The organism is Rania fehmarnensis, assembly GCF_056494185.1.
This window is the reverse complement of sequence record NZ_CM151398.1, coordinates 8,724,789-8,742,123: the sequence shown is the minus strand read 5'-3', so window position 1 is coordinate 8,742,123 and position 17,335 is coordinate 8,724,789. Positions and strand designations below refer to the sequence as shown.

The 17,335-nt window shown below is 53.2% G+C and carries 13 protein-coding genes; 3 read left to right on the top strand and 10 right to left on the bottom strand.

The features are described 5' to 3' along the window. Positions 1–11: 11 nt before the first annotated feature. Positions 12–713, bottom strand: a complete 702-nt coding sequence (locus SH573x_RS29525) for an aspartate-alanine antiporter-like transporter (RefSeq protein ID WP_479351735.1) — start codon at positions 711–713, stop codon at positions 12–14. 332 nt (positions 714–1,045) lie between these two features. Here SH573x_RS29525 and SH573x_RS29520 point away from each other — a divergent pair, with 332 nt between their 5' ends. Together SH573x_RS29520 and SH573x_RS29515 are read left to right on the top strand one after the other, a co-directional pair. Continuing rightward, positions 1,046–1,861 carry a hypothetical protein gene (locus SH573x_RS29520; protein ID WP_479351733.1) on the top strand — a complete coding sequence of 272 codons (816 nt, stop codon included), beginning with the start codon at positions 1,046–1,048 and terminating at the stop codon, positions 1,859–1,861. Beyond that, complete coding sequence (locus tag SH573x_RS29515; RefSeq protein ID WP_479351731.1) at positions 1,852–3,255, top strand: hypothetical protein; 1,404 nt, start codon at positions 1,852–1,854, stop codon at positions 3,253–3,255. The genes SH573x_RS29520 and SH573x_RS29515 overlap by 10 nt, the downstream gene beginning before the upstream one ends. Before the next feature lie 129 nt (positions 3,256–3,384). Here the strand turns inward: SH573x_RS29515 and SH573x_RS29510 are convergent, their stop codons facing one another. Further along, a complete protein-coding gene (locus SH573x_RS29510) occupies positions 3,385–3,666 on the bottom strand; it encodes a GlsB/YeaQ/YmgE family stress response membrane protein (protein ID WP_479351729.1) in 282 nt (93 codons plus the stop codon). Between the two features lie 709 nt (positions 3,667–4,375). Here SH573x_RS29510 and SH573x_RS29505 point away from each other — a divergent pair. Further along, a complete protein-coding gene (locus SH573x_RS29505) occupies positions 4,376–4,582 on the top strand; it encodes a hypothetical protein (protein WP_479351727.1) in 207 nt (68 codons plus the stop codon). A 1-nt stretch (position 4,583) separates the two neighbouring features. Here SH573x_RS29505 and SH573x_RS29500 read toward each other — a convergent pair whose 3' ends face one another. From SH573x_RS29500 to SH573x_RS29465, 8 genes are all read right to left on the bottom strand, one after another. Next, a complete protein-coding gene (locus SH573x_RS29500) occupies positions 4,584–5,138 on the bottom strand; it encodes a hypothetical protein (RefSeq protein ID WP_479351725.1) in 555 nt (184 codons plus the stop codon). 35 nt (positions 5,139–5,173) lie between these two features. Beyond that, on the bottom strand, positions 5,174–5,782 hold the full coding sequence (locus SH573x_RS29495) for a Uma2 family endonuclease (protein ID WP_479351724.1): 609 nt from the start codon (positions 5,780–5,782) through the stop codon (positions 5,174–5,176). 72 nt (positions 5,783–5,854) lie between these two features. Further along, entirely contained in the window at positions 5,855–7,030 is a 1,176-nt protein-coding gene (locus SH573x_RS29490; RefSeq protein WP_479351722.1) for a right-handed parallel beta-helix repeat-containing protein, read from the bottom strand. 411 nt (positions 7,031–7,441) lie between these two features. Beyond that, on the bottom strand, positions 7,442–7,618 hold the full coding sequence (locus SH573x_RS29485) for a cupin domain-containing protein (protein ID WP_479351721.1): 177 nt from the start codon (positions 7,616–7,618) through the stop codon (positions 7,442–7,444). 311 nt (positions 7,619–7,929) lie between these two features. Beyond that, on the bottom strand, positions 7,930–10,083 hold the full coding sequence (locus SH573x_RS29480) for a PKD domain-containing protein (RefSeq protein ID WP_479351719.1): 2,154 nt from the start codon (positions 10,081–10,083) through the stop codon (positions 7,930–7,932). 45 nt (positions 10,084–10,128) lie between these two features. Further along, entirely contained in the window at positions 10,129–13,005 is a 2,877-nt protein-coding gene (locus tag SH573x_RS29475) for an ELWxxDGT repeat protein (RefSeq protein ID WP_479351717.1), read from the bottom strand. A gap of 243 nt (positions 13,006–13,248) precedes the next feature. Next, complete coding sequence (locus tag SH573x_RS29470; protein ID WP_479351715.1) at positions 13,249–16,266, bottom strand: protein kinase domain-containing protein; 3,018 nt, start codon at positions 16,264–16,266, stop codon at positions 13,249–13,251. 12 nt (positions 16,267–16,278) lie between these two features. Then, the gene (locus SH573x_RS29465) at positions 16,279–16,845 is read right to left on the bottom strand and encodes a sigma-70 family RNA polymerase sigma factor (protein ID WP_479351714.1); all 567 of its coding nucleotides are present in this window, start codon (positions 16,843–16,845) and stop codon (positions 16,279–16,281) included. Between the last annotated feature and the right edge of the window lie 490 nt (positions 16,846–17,335).

The following is a 17,335-nucleotide window of genomic DNA, read 5'->3' as shown; positions in this document are numbered from 1 at the left end:
TGTCCCGGTGTTTAGCCCAACAATAACACAAGAGCTTGAGCCGCCACGATTCTCAAGATCATAGTTAACGGATACACCGCCGCGTATGCCGTAGAACTTGCTTCTGATTCCGCCAACGAGTTCGCAAAGGCCAGCGCCGGTGGATCAGTCATACTGCCTGCAATCACGCCACACATAACCAAATAGCTTTGCTTCCACCACAGCCTGGCGATGATGCCTGTGGTTAAGAGAGGAATGACCGTCACAAAATATCCCGCCACCATCCACTTTACACCATCGAGACTGACGACAGCGTTGAAAAAGGCAACGCCTGTTGCTAGTCCCGTGCAAGACAGAAAGAGAATGATTCCCAAATCCCTCAGCGCGCGATTGGCAGAGGAAGGAATGTACCAAACCAGGCTGCCAATGTTTCCCACCAGACTTAACACAATGGCTGCCAGTAATGGCCCGCCTGCTAACCCCAGACGGATAGTCGTGAACACAAACAGAATGAGGCCAAATTCCTTTACGAATTGTGAGATTTGGGCATCGATGACAACGCCGCAGTAGCTGAACAGGATGCCCGCGAACAGCACACCGCCACTTCCGAGTCCAATGCCTCGAAAACGCGCTCCACCGATGATGAGTCCAACTGTGGCCACGAGCGCGATGACTACAATCGCGAAGGTGACCGTTCCCATTGACTCACTGGCTGCAGCAAGAAATCGATTCACACTGCTACCTGAACACGGGGACCAGTAAGCGCCTCTTGGTACAAACTTGCAGGTGATGGATTTCGGCGCACGTCAGCTACCGTGATCGCATATTGATCCAGACTAAACTTCGCCATACAAAGCCTCTCTAGAAAAACGGTCTCGAATTGCCGCTCGATAGGTCAGTTTGGGTTGCGAAGGGGTTGGCGTCGCAGATAGTGCTCACAATAGAGTCTCCATGTAAGCAGTTGTCAATCAGAACAAATCGTGCCACACGCTGCTACTCCTTACGTCGTTAAAGTTCGACGAAGTTAGAATTTTTTGCTTGCGGTTGCTCACCATCCAAATCAAAAATGGCTACATCTCCAATTCATACGCGTCCGAGTGCTCACATGAACGTACGCATCAAAACGGATGAACGAGTGTTCCCGGCCAACTTGCCCCCGACGGCTGCGTTGCCGGCGGCAAACAATCTGCAGATTGGCAAGACAAGGCGCACCTGGCTTGAGACAGAGGGAAGCGCTGCGCCACTAGGCGCAACCTGGCTGCCGGAAGAGAGAGCCTTCAACTTCGCTCTTTATTCCAAACATGCCACATCTGTGTCTCTGCTGCTCTTTCGCGAAGATGACCTAAGCACGCCTGCGGTACGTTTGGAACTCAACTACTTGACCAACAAATCTGGCCGCATTTGGCATTGTCGAGTCCCAGAAGATGCTTTGCATGGCGCTGGCTACTATGCCTACCAGATCGATGGTCCCAGCGCTGGAGCAGCGTTTGATGGGCATGCTTTCGATCGGGAAAAACTATTGCTCGATCCCTACGCAACCAAGATCTACTTCCCACCGCAATTCGATCGCCAGGCCGCCATCAGTCCCGGGTCGAACATAGGCAAAGCTCCGTTAGGTGTACTGACTGACGGATTACCGCGCTTTGACTGGGGAGATGATCGTCCGCCCTTCCATGAGCATGATTTGCTGATCTACGAAATGCATGTGCGAGGTTTTACCCAGAATCCAAACAGCGGAGTGCCAGAATGTCGCAGGGGAACCTACCTGGGTGTGATCGACAAGATACCCTACTTACAAGAACTGGGAGTTACGGCTGTCGAGTTGTTACCGGTTTTTCAGTTTGACCGCAAGAGGGCAACTACTGGGGATACATGCCGCTGAACTTTTTCGCGCCGCATGCTCAGTACGCCAGCGATCCTCAAAATGCCGCCAGTGAGTTTCGTACGATGGTCAAGGCGCTACATGCGGCTGGGATCGAAGTTCTGCTGGATGTAGTCTTCAATCATACTGCCGAAGGCGATACGCACGGACCTTGTTATAGCTTCAAGGGTATCGACAACAGCAGTTACTACATACTGACCGGTGATCCGTCGCGGCCGTACGCGAATTACTCTGGTACTGGCAACACGTTGCATACGAAGAATCGTCATGTCGGGCGAATGATCCTGGAAAGTATGCGAACCTGGGTTCAAGGGTATCACATCGATGGATTCAGATTCGATTTAGCATCCGTCTTTAATCGGCACCAGGATGGTCACATGTCGTCGGACGATTCACGCCTGGTTGGTGCGATCCGTGCCGACGCGGTGCTGGCGTCGATACGTTTAATTGCCGAGCCATGGGATGCCGACGGGCTTGATGAACTGGGGCGTGCTTTTCCAGGCAAGCGTTGGTTGCAATGGAATGGTCGCTACCGTGACGAAGTGCGACGTTTTGTCAAAGGCGACCAGGGCCTGGTTGGGGCGGCCATTCAGAGAATTTATGGAAGCGATGACCTATTTCCAGACACATTGTTAGATGCGTGCCATCCTCATCAGAGTATCAACTACTTTAGCTCCCACGACGGCTTTACGCTCTACGATCAGGTTTCGTACAACGAACGCTACAACTGGGCCAACGGCGAGCAAAACCAAGACGGACATCGTGACAATAACAGTTGGAACTGTGGCTGGGAAGGCGATATCGATGTACCGCCCAACGTTATGCGGTTGAGGCTCCAACAAGCCAAGAACTTCTGTTGTCTGCTGTTGCTGTCCAATGGCACTCCCATGATACGCGCGGGTGACGAGATTTTGGCCACTCAACGCGGAAACAATAATCCATACAACCAAGACAACGAACTGACCTGGATGGATTGGGAACGGTTGGAAACGCACAAAGACTTCTTTCGCTTCTTCCGGATGATGGTTGCGTTCCGCAAATCCCACCCCACGCTCTCGCGGAGCCGATTTTGGCGAGATGACGTGCGTTGGTACGGAACTGGCCCCGAAGTTGACTTTTCATTCTCCTCCCAGCACTTTGCCTTCTTCCTCGACGGACGTTCGCAGATCGACGAGAACTTGTATGTCATGGTCAATTCCGAGCCAACAGACAAGCTCTTCAGGATACAACATTTCGAAACGAACTACTGGCGCGTGGCGATTGATACCAGCCGCAGCAGCCCAGATGATATTCACGAAGCGTCACAAATGCTCGAAGTCGACAGCGAGACCATCCTAATAAAATCGCACTCGGTAGTAGTGTTGGTCTCGAAGCCTGTCGGTCCCGCTGCCTGAGTCTGATTTGCAGCACAAATAAACTACTTTACGTGTAAAGTATGTCCTGGGTCGGGCGTGTCGGCGTACCAATTCTCAGGACGTAATGGGCTCCCGGGACATGCGAATTGGACGTGACCGCGTACTTCCTCAGACAACTTGGTCGTGTTGATTGCGTTTGGCATACATGAGATAAAGGGCCAGAACAATCACCGCACCGACCGTCGACATTACCAAGCCAGACGTTTGAATTCCGGTGTCCTGAGGATCTGTACCAAACATGGCCGATGAGATCAATCCTCCAACGACTGATCCCACTAACCCAAGGCCAATTGTCAACAGCCAGCCCATTGGTTGACGCCCTGGCACCATCAAACGAGCCAAGAGGCCAGCCACCAGACCAACAATGATCCACCAGAAAAACCCCAACATAGTCTTACTTCCTAAGCAATCGAGTACGAGTCACCACAGCACCCTGAATCCGCACGCTATCGTTTGTTCCGGCTGAGATCATCAAGGTCACATAAGTCAATGGACAGGTGACAATGCAACCGCCGTGCCGCTGTTTAGGGTTTTGGGTGGCACTGGCAATGCGCAGCATAGCCAGTGCTTAAAACGAAGCGGTTGATATTCGGGCTGCTGTTGACCAGGCAAATCAAACCGAAGTATCAAAGCACCCTGAGATGGCTCATGGGCTAACGAGCAACCCGTCACAGGCAGCAGTGCCCTAATTCCGAATTGGACTTGTCGACGTGTTTAGTCGTTCGGTTGCGAAATACCGGTGGCTTGGTGTAGGCCACATGCTGCGCAGGTCAAATATTCTTCCCGATTCTCATCGTAGCTCAGTCTAGCCCCGGGGCTTGAGCATTGCGGGCACTGTGTGCGGCTTGAGATCCGACGCCAAAAGTCGTAGAGGAGAATCTGCAGAACGAGATAAAGGACAGCCAGCCCGACTTGCTCTGGCCATGTGCGGTGCTTCAGCAAAAAGATGAACGCCACCATCACCAACATGCCGGTACCGATCAAAATTCTGGCTAGAGCTTTGCGAATCACCAGCGGTACCCCGTGGAAGCGGTGTGCAAGATCGACTGAATAACATTCGGCGATTATAGGGCAAGTAGCCTTCAAGGGTCATCCGCTCGTGCTTAAGGACCATGCAACTGTCCGTTCTAGCCATGATATTGCAGCTGACAATGAAGTCTGGGCACCTTACAAAGGCGATCAAGTGGAAGCTGTTTGCTTTGCCACTGATCAATCAATTTTCATGATTGACGAAGTAACAGGTATGCTGCACCAGGCCGAGGTAAGCGACTTAATTCGCATTAACATAGAAGCGTCAAAAAAATAGATCATGGCTGTCGAATGTACAAGGCGGTGAAATAGCCGGTGGGGTCTTCGGGCTCGAAGGTTGTCGGATAGGTGGTGGCGGAAGTGATGTAGCTGATGCGCAAGGTCGATGCGTTGGGCATCTCGAAGATGGCGAACAGGGTCTGGCCGGCGTTGGTTCCCTCGGAAATGTCGATCTTCATCTGATGAGGGACCACGCTGAGATCGACTGCAAAGCTCCCGTGATCTGAATTGCCAGCGAAGTCTGCATCGTAAGTCGTTCCGGCAATCTTCAACGACGATGCATTGACCATCGACGTTGGCGGGGACTTGCCGTTTATTATTAACGATTTGGCTTTCCATGTTCCCTGCAGCAGCGCTTCAGTCACCACGACTGGCTCAGTAGAAGCCGGTGGCAATTCCTCTTCCTGTGCTTGTACAGGCGTTCCATTGGCGGGTGAAGCAATGGTAAACGAGTTGTCATCAACCTTTCTAAAGTAAAACTTGCTAGCCACGAACAAGATACCTAGCAGCACCAGCGTTCCAATAAGTCGTGTCTGACGTTCTTTGTTATTCATGATTTCTCTTGGTGACATTTTCTCTCAGTGACCTACTATGCGTCCGCCCAGATCGGACGGAGGTCCAGAATAAAGCTTGGCAGATTTGGATCGGCTGAAATCATGTCCGCATCTCTGAGTACTTGAACATCTTTCAATGGCCGGTAGACGTGAACTTGTTTGGTCAGGGGATCGATGAGCCAGCCCAACTGCGCTCCGTTGTCGAGGTATTCTTGCATTTTGGAAGTCAAGTCGGTCAAGCGGTCAGTTTCCGATCGCAATTCAACTACGAAGTCCGGACAAATCGGCGGATAACGTTTGCGATCTTCTTTCGAAAGCCTAGTCCAGCGTACGGTCGAGATCCACGACACATCGGGCGAACGTTTGGCTCCATTGGGTAGGCAGAATAGGGTTGAAGAATCAAAGACGATGCCTCCATTGTGTTTCACCCATTGCTTCAATTGATACGTCAACTCCGCGTTTCTTGAGCCGCTTTCACCGCCTGTAGGAGTCATGATGACAATCTCGCCTGTCGCGTTCTGCTCCATTCGCAAATGAGGATTCGACGCTACCACCTCATCGAAAGACTCGCTCAATCGCATTACAGTCAAGGGGATTCCCAAGCAATCGCGGTTCGGATCAGGTTCGGTCGATGTCAAGCTCATGCTCTCGCTCCCGTCAGTACGTATTTTAATCGTCTGACCTCCAAAGGGTACAGCGTCGATCAACTTCTGTGCTTATGGATTTTGGATGGCGCCCAAATCGTTCCGTCCGCCTGATGGAACCATGGTACCGAAGATGTCGTAGTACACATGGCCTGTCCAGGGTACACCCCGACCTCGGCCCGAGAGTGAACGATAGTCGTAAGCAGCTTCGTTGGCAAACCGCGGATTGCCGATAATGGCTCGATTCCTGGTAACGGGATTGTCGGTCAGGATCGAACCGGCCACTTTTGTATACAGCAAGTTGGCTTCCCAGAAGTTGTTGCCACCATCGTAGTCCGAGGCTGCGTAGGGCGCACCGCCATATCCAAAAGCATGAACCACCGTATCGGAGACGAGCACGTTATTGAGGACGTGATTGTCGACCGAGTGCGTCAGCGCGACCTGGCCCTGATTCAAGTAGTGCCAATTGGTTAGGAATGCAAAAAGACGGTTGCCAACGCAGGTGTTGTTCTTGACCGTAGCGCCCGCGGACTGGTGAATCTGAACACCGCTGCCACCATTGTAGTTGCACATATTGCCTTCGATCAGAGTCCGACCTGGATACCGAGTCGCTCCAGCAATTCGCTGACGATGCGCGTCGCTGAGTGAACCAACTTGAGTGTACTTGCTGTCGTCTAAAATGATCCCATTGCCATCGGTGATTCCCAGCGTACCCATGACTCCATTGTAATTGGCATAACTGTAGTTGTGTCCAAGATAGATGTTCCAGTAACGCTGTTCGGCATCCGGATAACGAATCGGTTGGTAGATCGAGATGCCGCTATGTTGAGCTGGATTCTGCGCGGCATTGTGATGGGTTGAATTGCCGATCAAACGCAGCGAGTCCGAATGGGCTAAATGGATACCACCACCACGGCAGTCCGATACTTCGCAGTACAGGATGTCGATATGGTGTGCGTCAAATCCCAGGATTCCCGGCTCATCATTCTGGCTGTCGCCAATGATAGTCAGATCTTGTAGACGGATGTAGGAACCTTGAAAAATGATGTGTCCAGTTATGTTCACCGTGCCAGGTGTTTCCGCTCGTATCGTAGTCCACGCATTGTCGTTGCCTTGAATGGTGACGCCACCGAAGCGATGGATATTGATGCGGCCGTTGGTGTGGCCCGGGTCATTTCTCAAGATGTAGTCACCAGGCAGCACGGTCAGCACATCACCGGGATTCAAATTTCCAAAAGCATGCGCCAAAGTTTTCCAAGGACTGGTTTTGGTAAGTCCACTGTTTTGATTTGACCCCTGAGGACCCACGAAACGCTCGACTGCCCCGGCAAACGGGCCAGTCGCTACAAGAAACAAGCAGAAGCAGCATGTGCCAAACTGCACACACCGTCGAAATAGATTTTGTTGAGACATTGTTCGGGCAGACAGTGAGGGGCCAAGCAGTATAAAGCGTGTGCTTTCTATCACTTGGCCGATGGGTTTGCAACCGCCTAGGAAGTGCGAGATAGTCTCCTTTCGCTCCGCGAAAGGCAGCTTCCTTTGGCGGAGCAAAAGGTGACGTTACTTCTTTCGCTTCCAAATCTTGGGCGCAGGTGGACTTCAATGGCCGTCTCTTCGTCTGGTAACTCAACTCGCAGATAGTTGATATCGGATGTCATCTCAGCTACGTCCCTGCGCGTCCCCGTAATAGACAGCCAGCCATACTGTCGGCTCATCTGGTGTGGTCCATTCCACTCGATGCTTTTGGTGTGCGGGAATGTTGATAGAGTCCAGCAGCGCAACGAAAAGTTCTTCTGGCAGGTTCGACAGTAAATCGCTAAAAAAGTTGCTGGTCATGGTTGCTGGCTGTTGGGCGGCGAGTTAGATCGCAAGCTTTAACGTAGGACGGGTCTCCAGGCCCGTCCACGATGGGGATGCATGTAGGACGGGTCTCCAGGCCCGTCCGCCATCAACAATGACAAGCCCGAGTTGGGGCATGAACGGGCCTGGAGACCCGTTCTACGATTCAAACTTCCAACCGATGGCTTCCCATTCGGGATTCCCGTCCTACGGATCGGACGGGCCTGGAGACCCGTCCTACGGATTGGACGGGCCTGGAGACCCGTCCTACGGATCGGACGGGCCTGGAGACCCGTCCTACGACGGTCTTATTCGTTGAAGACCGGACCGATCGCAACTTGCAGGTTGGTTACCAGGCTGGATGCACCATCTTTATCCACAGCTCGTACCCGGATCAAGTACAGGCCATTCCGCGAATAGGTATGACTGACAGCCACCGCGGGAGTTATGGCGGTAGGGCTTGGTCGTAACTCGGCCGTGGTCCCATCACCGTAATCGACGAAGTACGTAAATTTGGCGGAGCGATCAGCCGACGAGGGATCGGTGGCGGATATGGTGAACACTAGAGGGACCCCAGCGTTGGCGGAAGTTGGTCCAGTTATCGCCACGGTGGGAGGCGTGTTCAAAACGCGAATGGTCGTGCTAGCCAGCGACGAGCGGCCAGTACCATCAGTGACTCGCACCGCCACGTTAACGTTACTGGGACCATCCAGGGTTCCGGCATTGAAGAGTGGTGTTCTGGTATTCTCATTGCCCCGACTAGCACCAGTTCCCGACTCTCCAAACACTCCATCGCCATCCAAATCCCAAGCGTATGTTAGGGCATTAGCGCGATCGACGCCGACGAAGCGCAAGGAGGAAACTTTGTCGCCGAAGCCACCCAGGTTAGAGATCTGCTGTACAGAACCATTTCCAACTAGTACTTTGCGTGTGTCGCTGTAATTGTCATCATCAAACAGCTCCACGCTCATGCCTACTGGCAAACGCCAGCGGACCGAGCTGGTCTTGTCATTGAAACCATCGAGATTGTTAAAGTTCGATAGTTCAAAAAGAGCGCGATCGCGGTAGTTAACTTTGATGCTCCGATCACCAAAGTTGACGTCATCGAATAGTTCCACCCAAGGTCCGACAGCCGGCTTGCCTTGCGCGACGAGTTGTACGGTGCCACCTTCTTGTACCTGGTATGTACTGGCGGTGGAAACGGACGGATTCAATAAGGGGCTATTGTTGCGCACGCCGTAGCGATGTCCCATTTCTGCGATGCGGACATTGTCAACACCTATGGATGTGTCGACATCGCTATGGGGTGTAGCGTACAGCATCAGTTCACCACTAGGCGTTATGTATGCGCCTCCGGCGGCAGCAAAGTTGCCCAGCGTTCCAGCTCCGTCATAACGCAGCGTAACTTGAATGGTGCGTGACCACGTTAACTTCATCTGACCCATAGCATTAAAAGTGACTCTGTACAGGTCTGCATAGTCAGTGCCATGCAAAGTTTCTAAAGCGAATGGATCGAGACGAGTGGCCACCAGGAACAGCGGATCAGTGTCGCGCGGCTGGCTGCTTGTGCTCTGACGAATAAACGTTGAGCTTTGGTGTGCCCCGGTTCCCGTCGGCCAGCTTGGACCGACATGTTGCGACGACGAAGATGGATTGAACCGATTCAACTGCCTGATCGACAAGGCATTGGAGCGGAGATCGGCAGTGTTGGTGCGATAGGTGTAAACTTGTGATCCGCCATCGCCGTTGACGTAGATCAAATAGTTGCCTTTGTCTTTGATGACTGCCAGGTTGTCAGCTTTATGCGAAAGTGGCAACACTTGAATCGGCAGTGGCGTGACTCGGCGGTAGCCATCGCTACCCAGATCGAATAACACAATCGCGCCGACTCCACCGGCCAGCCCCGGATTGGAGCTGGTAGGCGTATCCATTACCACCATCAAGATATTATCAACGATAGCCATACCACCGGGATGCTCATAGCCACGTAAGACTTTGCCATCCACGGCCCATGAGCCATCGAAGCGTATCGAGCGGCGCCAGCTGTCTGCCACCGACGGTACAGCATCTTCTGTGTCCACACCCAATCGCTGCAAATTGGAACCCAGTCTCTCGCCATCGGTCGGGCGTGTGGACATGGTCGTCACCAGCACATAGCCACCGGAACCATTCTGCTGAGTAACATAAAAAGTTGCCGCACCTGGCCCGGGGTATCGCGTGATCCCTTGATAGTGATTGGGATTGATAAAGGAGTCGCTCGAATCGGGAGCGCCGTTGGTGTCGGGCAAGGTAAAGGCCAACGCATCCGCATGTGACTGTATACTAACAAACTGCCCGACAACGTCGGGAACACCTGCAAAGGTACCAGCAGCGCACAGAGCGCGAACTTCCAGCTGCTCCACTCCCATACCAAGTTTGCGTCTGCACGAACGACGAATTGGGCGAGATGTTGTTCGAGTCATATTCGATTCTCCAGCGAGAATGTTAGGGGCTAGCGACAGGGTTACTCACTTGCAGCCGGCATTACCGGCCGCGGACGGTTTTCGTTTCGCGGTCAAATTCATGAACTCTTCTAACGAAAAATAAGCTAGAGCGGCGTCAGTGGCGTCAGCCGGCGGCATCGACTCGCCTTCCGCGTGTAGTCCAAGTTGTCCCAAAGCCGGCAGGACTTGAGCGAAGAGTTCGCGACCGACGGTGCGTCCAGCCGCTATCAGGATCAAACGCCCGGAACGCGAGACTATCTCCTTTGGCTTCGAACTGCCGATGCCAGGATGGATATCAGCTTCCAAGACAGTACCGTTGAATGTCCCGTTGGTGCTCCAGAGTTCATCACCCACTACACCATCGTTCGCGGAGAAAAACAGACGTCCACCGATGTTTGCCAGCGACCTTGGAATGCTGCTGCCTAAACCTGGAAACAAGTCTCTTACTAGCACTGTACCGCCAGCTGTGCCATCGCTGCGCCAGAGTTCAACGCCCAAGGTGTTGCTGATTGCGCTGAAAAACAACTTGCCGCTGACGTTGGTTAATTCTTGAGGTTCGGAACTGTCCAGCCCTGGGTTGATATCCTTCACCAGAGCCGTTGAAGCTGCAGTACCTAACGATTTCCACAACTCGCGACCGTTGCTTGGACTAGAGGCAACAAAATAAAGCGTGTTGTCGATGCCAGTTAGATCCGATGGATTCGAACTCGGTGTGCCGGGGTTAATATCGGCCACCATGAAAGTTTCTAACGCACGTCCACTGGACGTCCAGAGTTCAGTGCCATGCATACCATCGTTAGCAGTAAAATAGAGTGTCGATCCCAGTTGAGCGAAGCTCGCGGGATTCGATGAGCTCGGCCCGGATAGAATATCTCTTACCAATACCGTTCCGCTGGCTGTGCCGTCGCTCTTCCATAACTCGTTGCCCCAGACGCCGTCATCAGCAGTGAAATAAACCGTCGAATCAATGGCCAAGAGTTGAGTGGGATTCGATCCCGAACTACCCGGACGGATATCTTTGACGAGCACAGTTCCGGCGCTGGTGCCATTCGTTTTCCACAATTCCGAATTATGGGTATCTGTGAAAGCAGAAAAATAGAGAGTGCTGCCCACAGCAACCAAGTTACGCGGATGGGAGGACTGCGAACCTGGACTGATATCTTTGACCAACACGGTTCCAGCCGCTGTCTCGTCACTTTTCCAAAGTTCGACGCCGCGAGTGGCATCCCAGGCTGCAAAGAACAACGTGCCATTAACATTGGTTAGATTCGTAACGTTGATCAGGTAATCGCCCAGGACGAATGCTTTGACCAAGGATGTGCCACCTGGGTTGCCATCGGTTTTCCAAAGACCGCTGCTAGAAGCGTCAGGGCCTTTGCCCACAAAATAGTAAGTGCCATTTACGTTTACCAGCCCAGGCCTATTAATGGCGTTGACGAAACCCGCGGCTGTTTCAGTACCCACCGTACTAACAATGGTCGTACCGGCGGCGTTACCGCTGCTGAACCATAATCGCGTAGGTTGATCAACGGCATCGGACTGAGCGGTTAAGAGCAGTTTGCCCGCTACTGATGCGGGCCGTCCAGAGGTGTTCGCCGGGAAGGAACCTTGGATGCCCGGAATGAAATCTTTGACTAATACGGTTCCGGCTGCGCTACCGGAGCTGCGCCATAGTTCATTGCCGTGTACACCATCGTTGGCGCGAAAGTAAACCGATGTACCCACCACGTGCAGCTTGGAAATGTAACTGCCATAGACACCTGGCCGGATGTCCTTGATAAGTATGGTTCCGGTCGTGGTACCGTTGCTGCGCCACAATTCACGACCAGTGGGACCAACAGCTGTGAAATACAATAGACCGCCCATCGCCACTAATTCACTAGGATTGGACCCCTGCGAACCCGGTTGGATATCCTTCACCAAGACCGTACCGGCCGAAGTGCCGTTGCTTTTCCAAAGCTCGTCGCCGGTAACGCCGTTTTCAGCTGAGAAATAGAGAGTACTACCGACAGCAGCCATATAGGAAATGAAGGAACTGGCCGTGCCTGGCGCGATGTTCTTTACCAGATTCGTAGTCGCGCTGTTGCCGTTGCTTTTCCATAGTTCATATCCGTGGCTGATTGTTTTGGCAGTGAAGAACAACGTACCGTTGACGTTGATTAAACTTCTTGGCGAAGACGATGCCCAGCCGGGTTGAATATCGCGGACGATAACCGTGCCCGCGGCGGTACCATCGCTCTTGAACAATTCACGGCCGCTGGTGGTGGTGGCGGCTGTGAAGTAAAGCGTGTTGCCGACCGCGGTCAGGTACTGCGGATTCGACGAGGTGGTCCCGCGCGCCAAGTCGCGAACGATGACGGTACCAGCCGCAGTTCCATCGCTCTTCCACAACTCGGACCCATGGCTGGAAGTAGTCGCTCGAAAATAGAGGGTGCCGGCTACGTTCACCAGTTCATACGGCTCCGAGCCGTCTCGCCCAAATTCAATATCCTTCACCACAACGGTTCCGGCTGCTGTGCCATTGCTTTTCCATAACTCACTACCCTCGGCGCCCTGTAGCGTGAAGAACAAAACGTTGTTTACCAAGGTAAAGTTGTACAGACCTGCATAGTGAGAGGCAGAGAAATCGCGAACAAGAACAGTGCCGACATCGGTACCATCGGTTTTCCATAAACCGTTGCGACCGGGCGTACCACCGCCGAAATAGGTTAGTGGACCGGTAGTCGCGTGGTCATCTAGACGAAATGAGGCAGTGTTCGTATTGATATCGCGCACCAGTTCGAGATCGGTAGCCAAGAGCTGGCGAGCTTCGAGTTGCTCGAACCCCAGGCCGCTGCGTCGGCGCAAACTGTCTTGATAAGGACTTTTTCGTTTGGCTGCGACACCATTTCGGTTCGCCATGCAAAGGGGTGGGACAGTGTGCATTGGTAAATTCATCCACCTATTAAATAATCACTACCTAAGCATCGTGGATGCATCCCACCTGCTTACTGGTTTGTAGGCAAAGTTTAATGCGAGAATGCCCCGACAGAAGGCTCACTGAAGTGGGACTATTTTTGACGCTTGGCTAAAGCCTGATGAGGGTCGACATCGGATTCACAGCAGAATTAAGCGCGGCGACACGTCCATCTGCTGAGCTGCCGGCTACTGCGGAGCTTGTAGTTTGAGTTCCAGGTCGCTGACAAGCTGTTTGAAATCTTCGCGGTCTTTGATGTGGGTAAGTCGATCGTCAGCCTCCAAGTCGGACACGTGCTCGAGGGTCGGAAACCGTCCTTTGGTTGCGGCTTGCGACAGAAGTTCGACACAACGCGCGGCATAGTGTTCGGATAGCTCGCGTCGCTGCTGTTCATCAAGGCTGGCATCTTGGCCGACGGCCTGGGCGCAGGTCGCGTGGACCTTGGCCATCTCGCTAAAGTTGAAGGCTGTGGCCGTGGGACTGGACACGATCGCGTTGGCAGCCGCAGCGGCTTGTTGGTGCTCGCCCACAAACGCCAGGGCTCGTGGACGAAAATTGACGTAATCAGCATGGCTTTCGCCTTGGCTCAATTCCAAGGAGCGACGATAGTCTTGATTGGCCAACTCCAAATTTCCCAATCGTCGATACGATCCTGCTCTCCCAATCAAATTGCTGTGAAGTATTAAACGGCATTCGGTATGGTTTGGTTCGATAGCCAACCGCTGTTCGGTGCCTTCGATGGCTTTCGTATTCCAGCTGATGGACTCTTCGTGGCGATCGAGTTCGCCCAGGTATTTTCCTTGATTCCCACAGCTACTGGCATAGCTCTCCATAAAATCGAGCCTGTGTGGAAATTTGGTCATTAGCTCTTTGAAGATAGCAACAACTTTTTCGTTGTCGGCAGCCGCTCGCGCTGGATCTCCGCTACGAGAGTGAAAGAGCGCTACATTGTTGAGGGTTCTTGACATGAGCCATTTGTAGTCGGGCAATCCGGGGTGATCGCGGTCTAGAGCCGAGAAGAGCGAAATCGCTTTCTCGTTGGCGGCCACGGCGTCGGCTGGGCGATCCCGATTAGCGTATAGCAAGCCCAGGTTACTTGTTATCGCTGCTAAACGAAATTTGGCTGCGGTATTTTCCGGGTCGATCGTCAGGAGCTGATCCATGGCGGAGCGGCAATCTTCATAGCATTTCTCGGCTTCCTCCCAACTTCGCCGCACACGGTATTCACTGCCCAAGCGATTAAGAATGTTCGCTCGACTCAACTGGTATTCGGATTGAGAGGGGGCACTTCGCAATAAGTCATCTGTTAACTCTAGGGCTTGCTTGAACGCCGCAATCGCTTCATCTGATCTGCGCGTTGCAGAGCGAAGGCAGCCTTGCAGATAGAGCAGCAGGGCCTGTTCCGAAACAGCTTCCTGGGTACTGAAATGCTGACGGTCCAATACCTCCGTGGCTACTTGTTCGGCTTCGGGCAGACGACCCGAGCGGTAGAGTTCAAAGCCAAGATACCTTTGACTCTTGAGGTAATCGTGATGGGTTTGGACGTCATCCGGGCGTTCATTTAGTAGCTCTTGATGGATCTCGATGGCTCGCCTAAAGGACGCTTCTGCTTGTTTGTCTGCTAACCTGCTTTGCAGATCTCCAACCCTGCGCCAGGCCAAGCCAAGTTCGCGGCGCGCGACAGGGTCATCACTTTCCTCTTGCAACATTTCACGATAGAAGTCCAAGGCATCTTGCAGAAGTCGCAGGCGAGTCTGGTCCATCAGCGGAACGGACTCCAGTCGAACTTCGCCGACATGCGTCAAGAGTCGATCGACCGCGGATATAGCCCGTTGATAGTGCCGCTCGGCTCGATCACGCTGCTTCTCCGAGACTGCCAACGCATCGCGTGCGGCGGCCTGACCTCGGGCGGCTTGAATCATGCCGATCGTCGTGCCGACGATACCGCCGACCAACGTTAGCAACAACAACGTGGCCACCGTCATTGCCCACCGATAGCGCCACAGGAATTTTCGCGCGCGATAAGCAGCGCCAGGTGGTCCAGCCTCGATGGGTTCGCTGCTTAGAAACCTCTCGATATCTCGAGCGACCGCGCTGGCCGAGGCATATCGACGATTACGATCTTTCTCCAAGCACTTCATCACAATCCAATCCAGGTCCCCCTTAACTACATGCTCGAGGGCTTTGGGTTCTACGCCGCGGCTCGCAGCAATGGTTGTTAGATCGTGGATAGCTGATAGTCGATCGCTGGGCTTGGGCGTTTCTTCTTCGCAGATAAAACGCAGCAGTTCGTGCATGGCAGCGTCTTTCAACGTTTGACGTTGCAAGGGCGTCGTGCCCGTCAGCAGTTCGAACAGTAGTACGCCCAAGCAATAGATGTCGCTGCGCGTATCGATATCCTCTCGATCCGGGACTGCCTGCTCTGGGCTCATATATTCCAACGTACCAATGATGGCACCCAGATGCGTATCGACCGTCGCGCTGGAGAATAGATTACCAACTGCCTTGGCTACCCCGAAATCAATGACTTTAGCGCACGGTTTACCCTCGGTTTCGGTGACCAGCACGTTGGACGGTTTTAGGTCGCGATGAATAATGCCTTTCTGATGAGCATGTTGAATTGCCTGGCAGACTGGCAGGAATAGCTCCAGGCGCTCACGCGGCGTCAGTTGATGCTTGTCGCAGTACTGGGTGATGGGCAAACCCTCGATTAGCTCCATCGCGAAGTAAGGCCGTCCATCGGGGGTTAGTCCACCATCGATAACCCGCGCGATATGCGGATGATTCATCAAGGCCAGCGCCTGACGTTCTTGTTCGAAGCGGGCGACGACTTGCGCAGAGTCCATACCAGCCCGGATGACTTTCACGGCCACCTGGCGTTGGAAAGGTGTCAATTGTTCAGCCAAGAAGACGACTCCCATGCCGCCTTGGCCGACTCTTTTGAGCAACCGATATGGTCCGATCTGTGAGTCTGGAAAATCTTCAATGCGATCGGAGCTGGGCTGAGGATGATCATACGGCCCGAGAAAACTGCCAGCCTGCAAATGATTTTCGATCAGCTCTTCGACTTGAGCCTTCAGTGCCAAATCGTTGCCGCAGGCTTGCTGCACATACTTCTGCCTACTGGCTTCGTTGACGATATCCAACGCAGCTATGAGGATCGATTCAATGCGATCATGGTCTGGTTGACTTGCATCAGGGATCATCGTATGACAGCCTCATCGGTCGCGCATTTTTCCAAAGAGCCACGAGCGGGCAAAGACCCATTGGCGTTTGACGGTGGCTAAGGAGACGCCCAGTGCATCGGCTGTCTCGGGGAGCGTAAAGCCGCTGTAGTAATGCAATTTGACCACGCGCGCCCGCACAGGATCAAGCGCCTCGAATTCTTTTAGGGCTTCGTCTAAAGCCATCAATTCTTCAGGTGAAACACCCGCGTGACCGGGCAACGCGATATTGTCATCCAGCTCGACTCGTTTGACACTGCCGCCATGCTTTTGAGAATTCTTGCGGCGTGCTTGATCGATTAGTATCCTACGCATGGCTTCAGCGGCGGCGCCGAAAAAATGAGCGCGATTCTCCCAGGTCGAGGCGTCGCGCTGGCCCAGCAAACGCAGGTAGACCTCATGGACCAGCGCCGTGGCTTGCAAAGTCTGACCGGGCAGTTCATGCGATAGCTTGTGTCGCGCGAGACTGCGCAACTCTTCATAAACCACCACCAGCAACTCGCTAGTTCCGTTGGCATCGCCCTGTTCAATTCGATTCAGTATTTCTGTGACGTCGCTCATACTGATCATGATAAGCTAAGGCCAACGGCGTGAGAAAAGGGGTCAGGTCTGGGTCAGGTCTCTTTTCTGGCTTTAGCGTGCGTGGCGTGGATAAGTCAGATCGCTGAAAGCCGAGGAATAGACCTGACCCCTTTTTCGCCTGGAGATCGTACAGCTTTCAACTATCGAGATGCAAAGGCCTTGGGGTGGCACTGGCGTGCTTAGGATTTAAGCGTCAACTCGCCCAGCAACTAAGAGCCAGTGGGTGTCTACTTTTGCTCCGCAAAGGGAACCTTGCCTTTCGCGGAGCGAAAGGAGACTACCTGGGGCCGGCGAAACCGCAGCGTGCAGATAATTTCTAAAAAACTGTCCGAGAACTTTGACGGTCCGTCAAGAATAATCGTCTCCAATATGGGAGGCGATCCGACTGGGCCCGGAAATCTACCGCGTAGTTTACGCAGACTGAACATAGTTTATCTGCAGAGCCTCTTTAATTTTATATCTGGTGGAA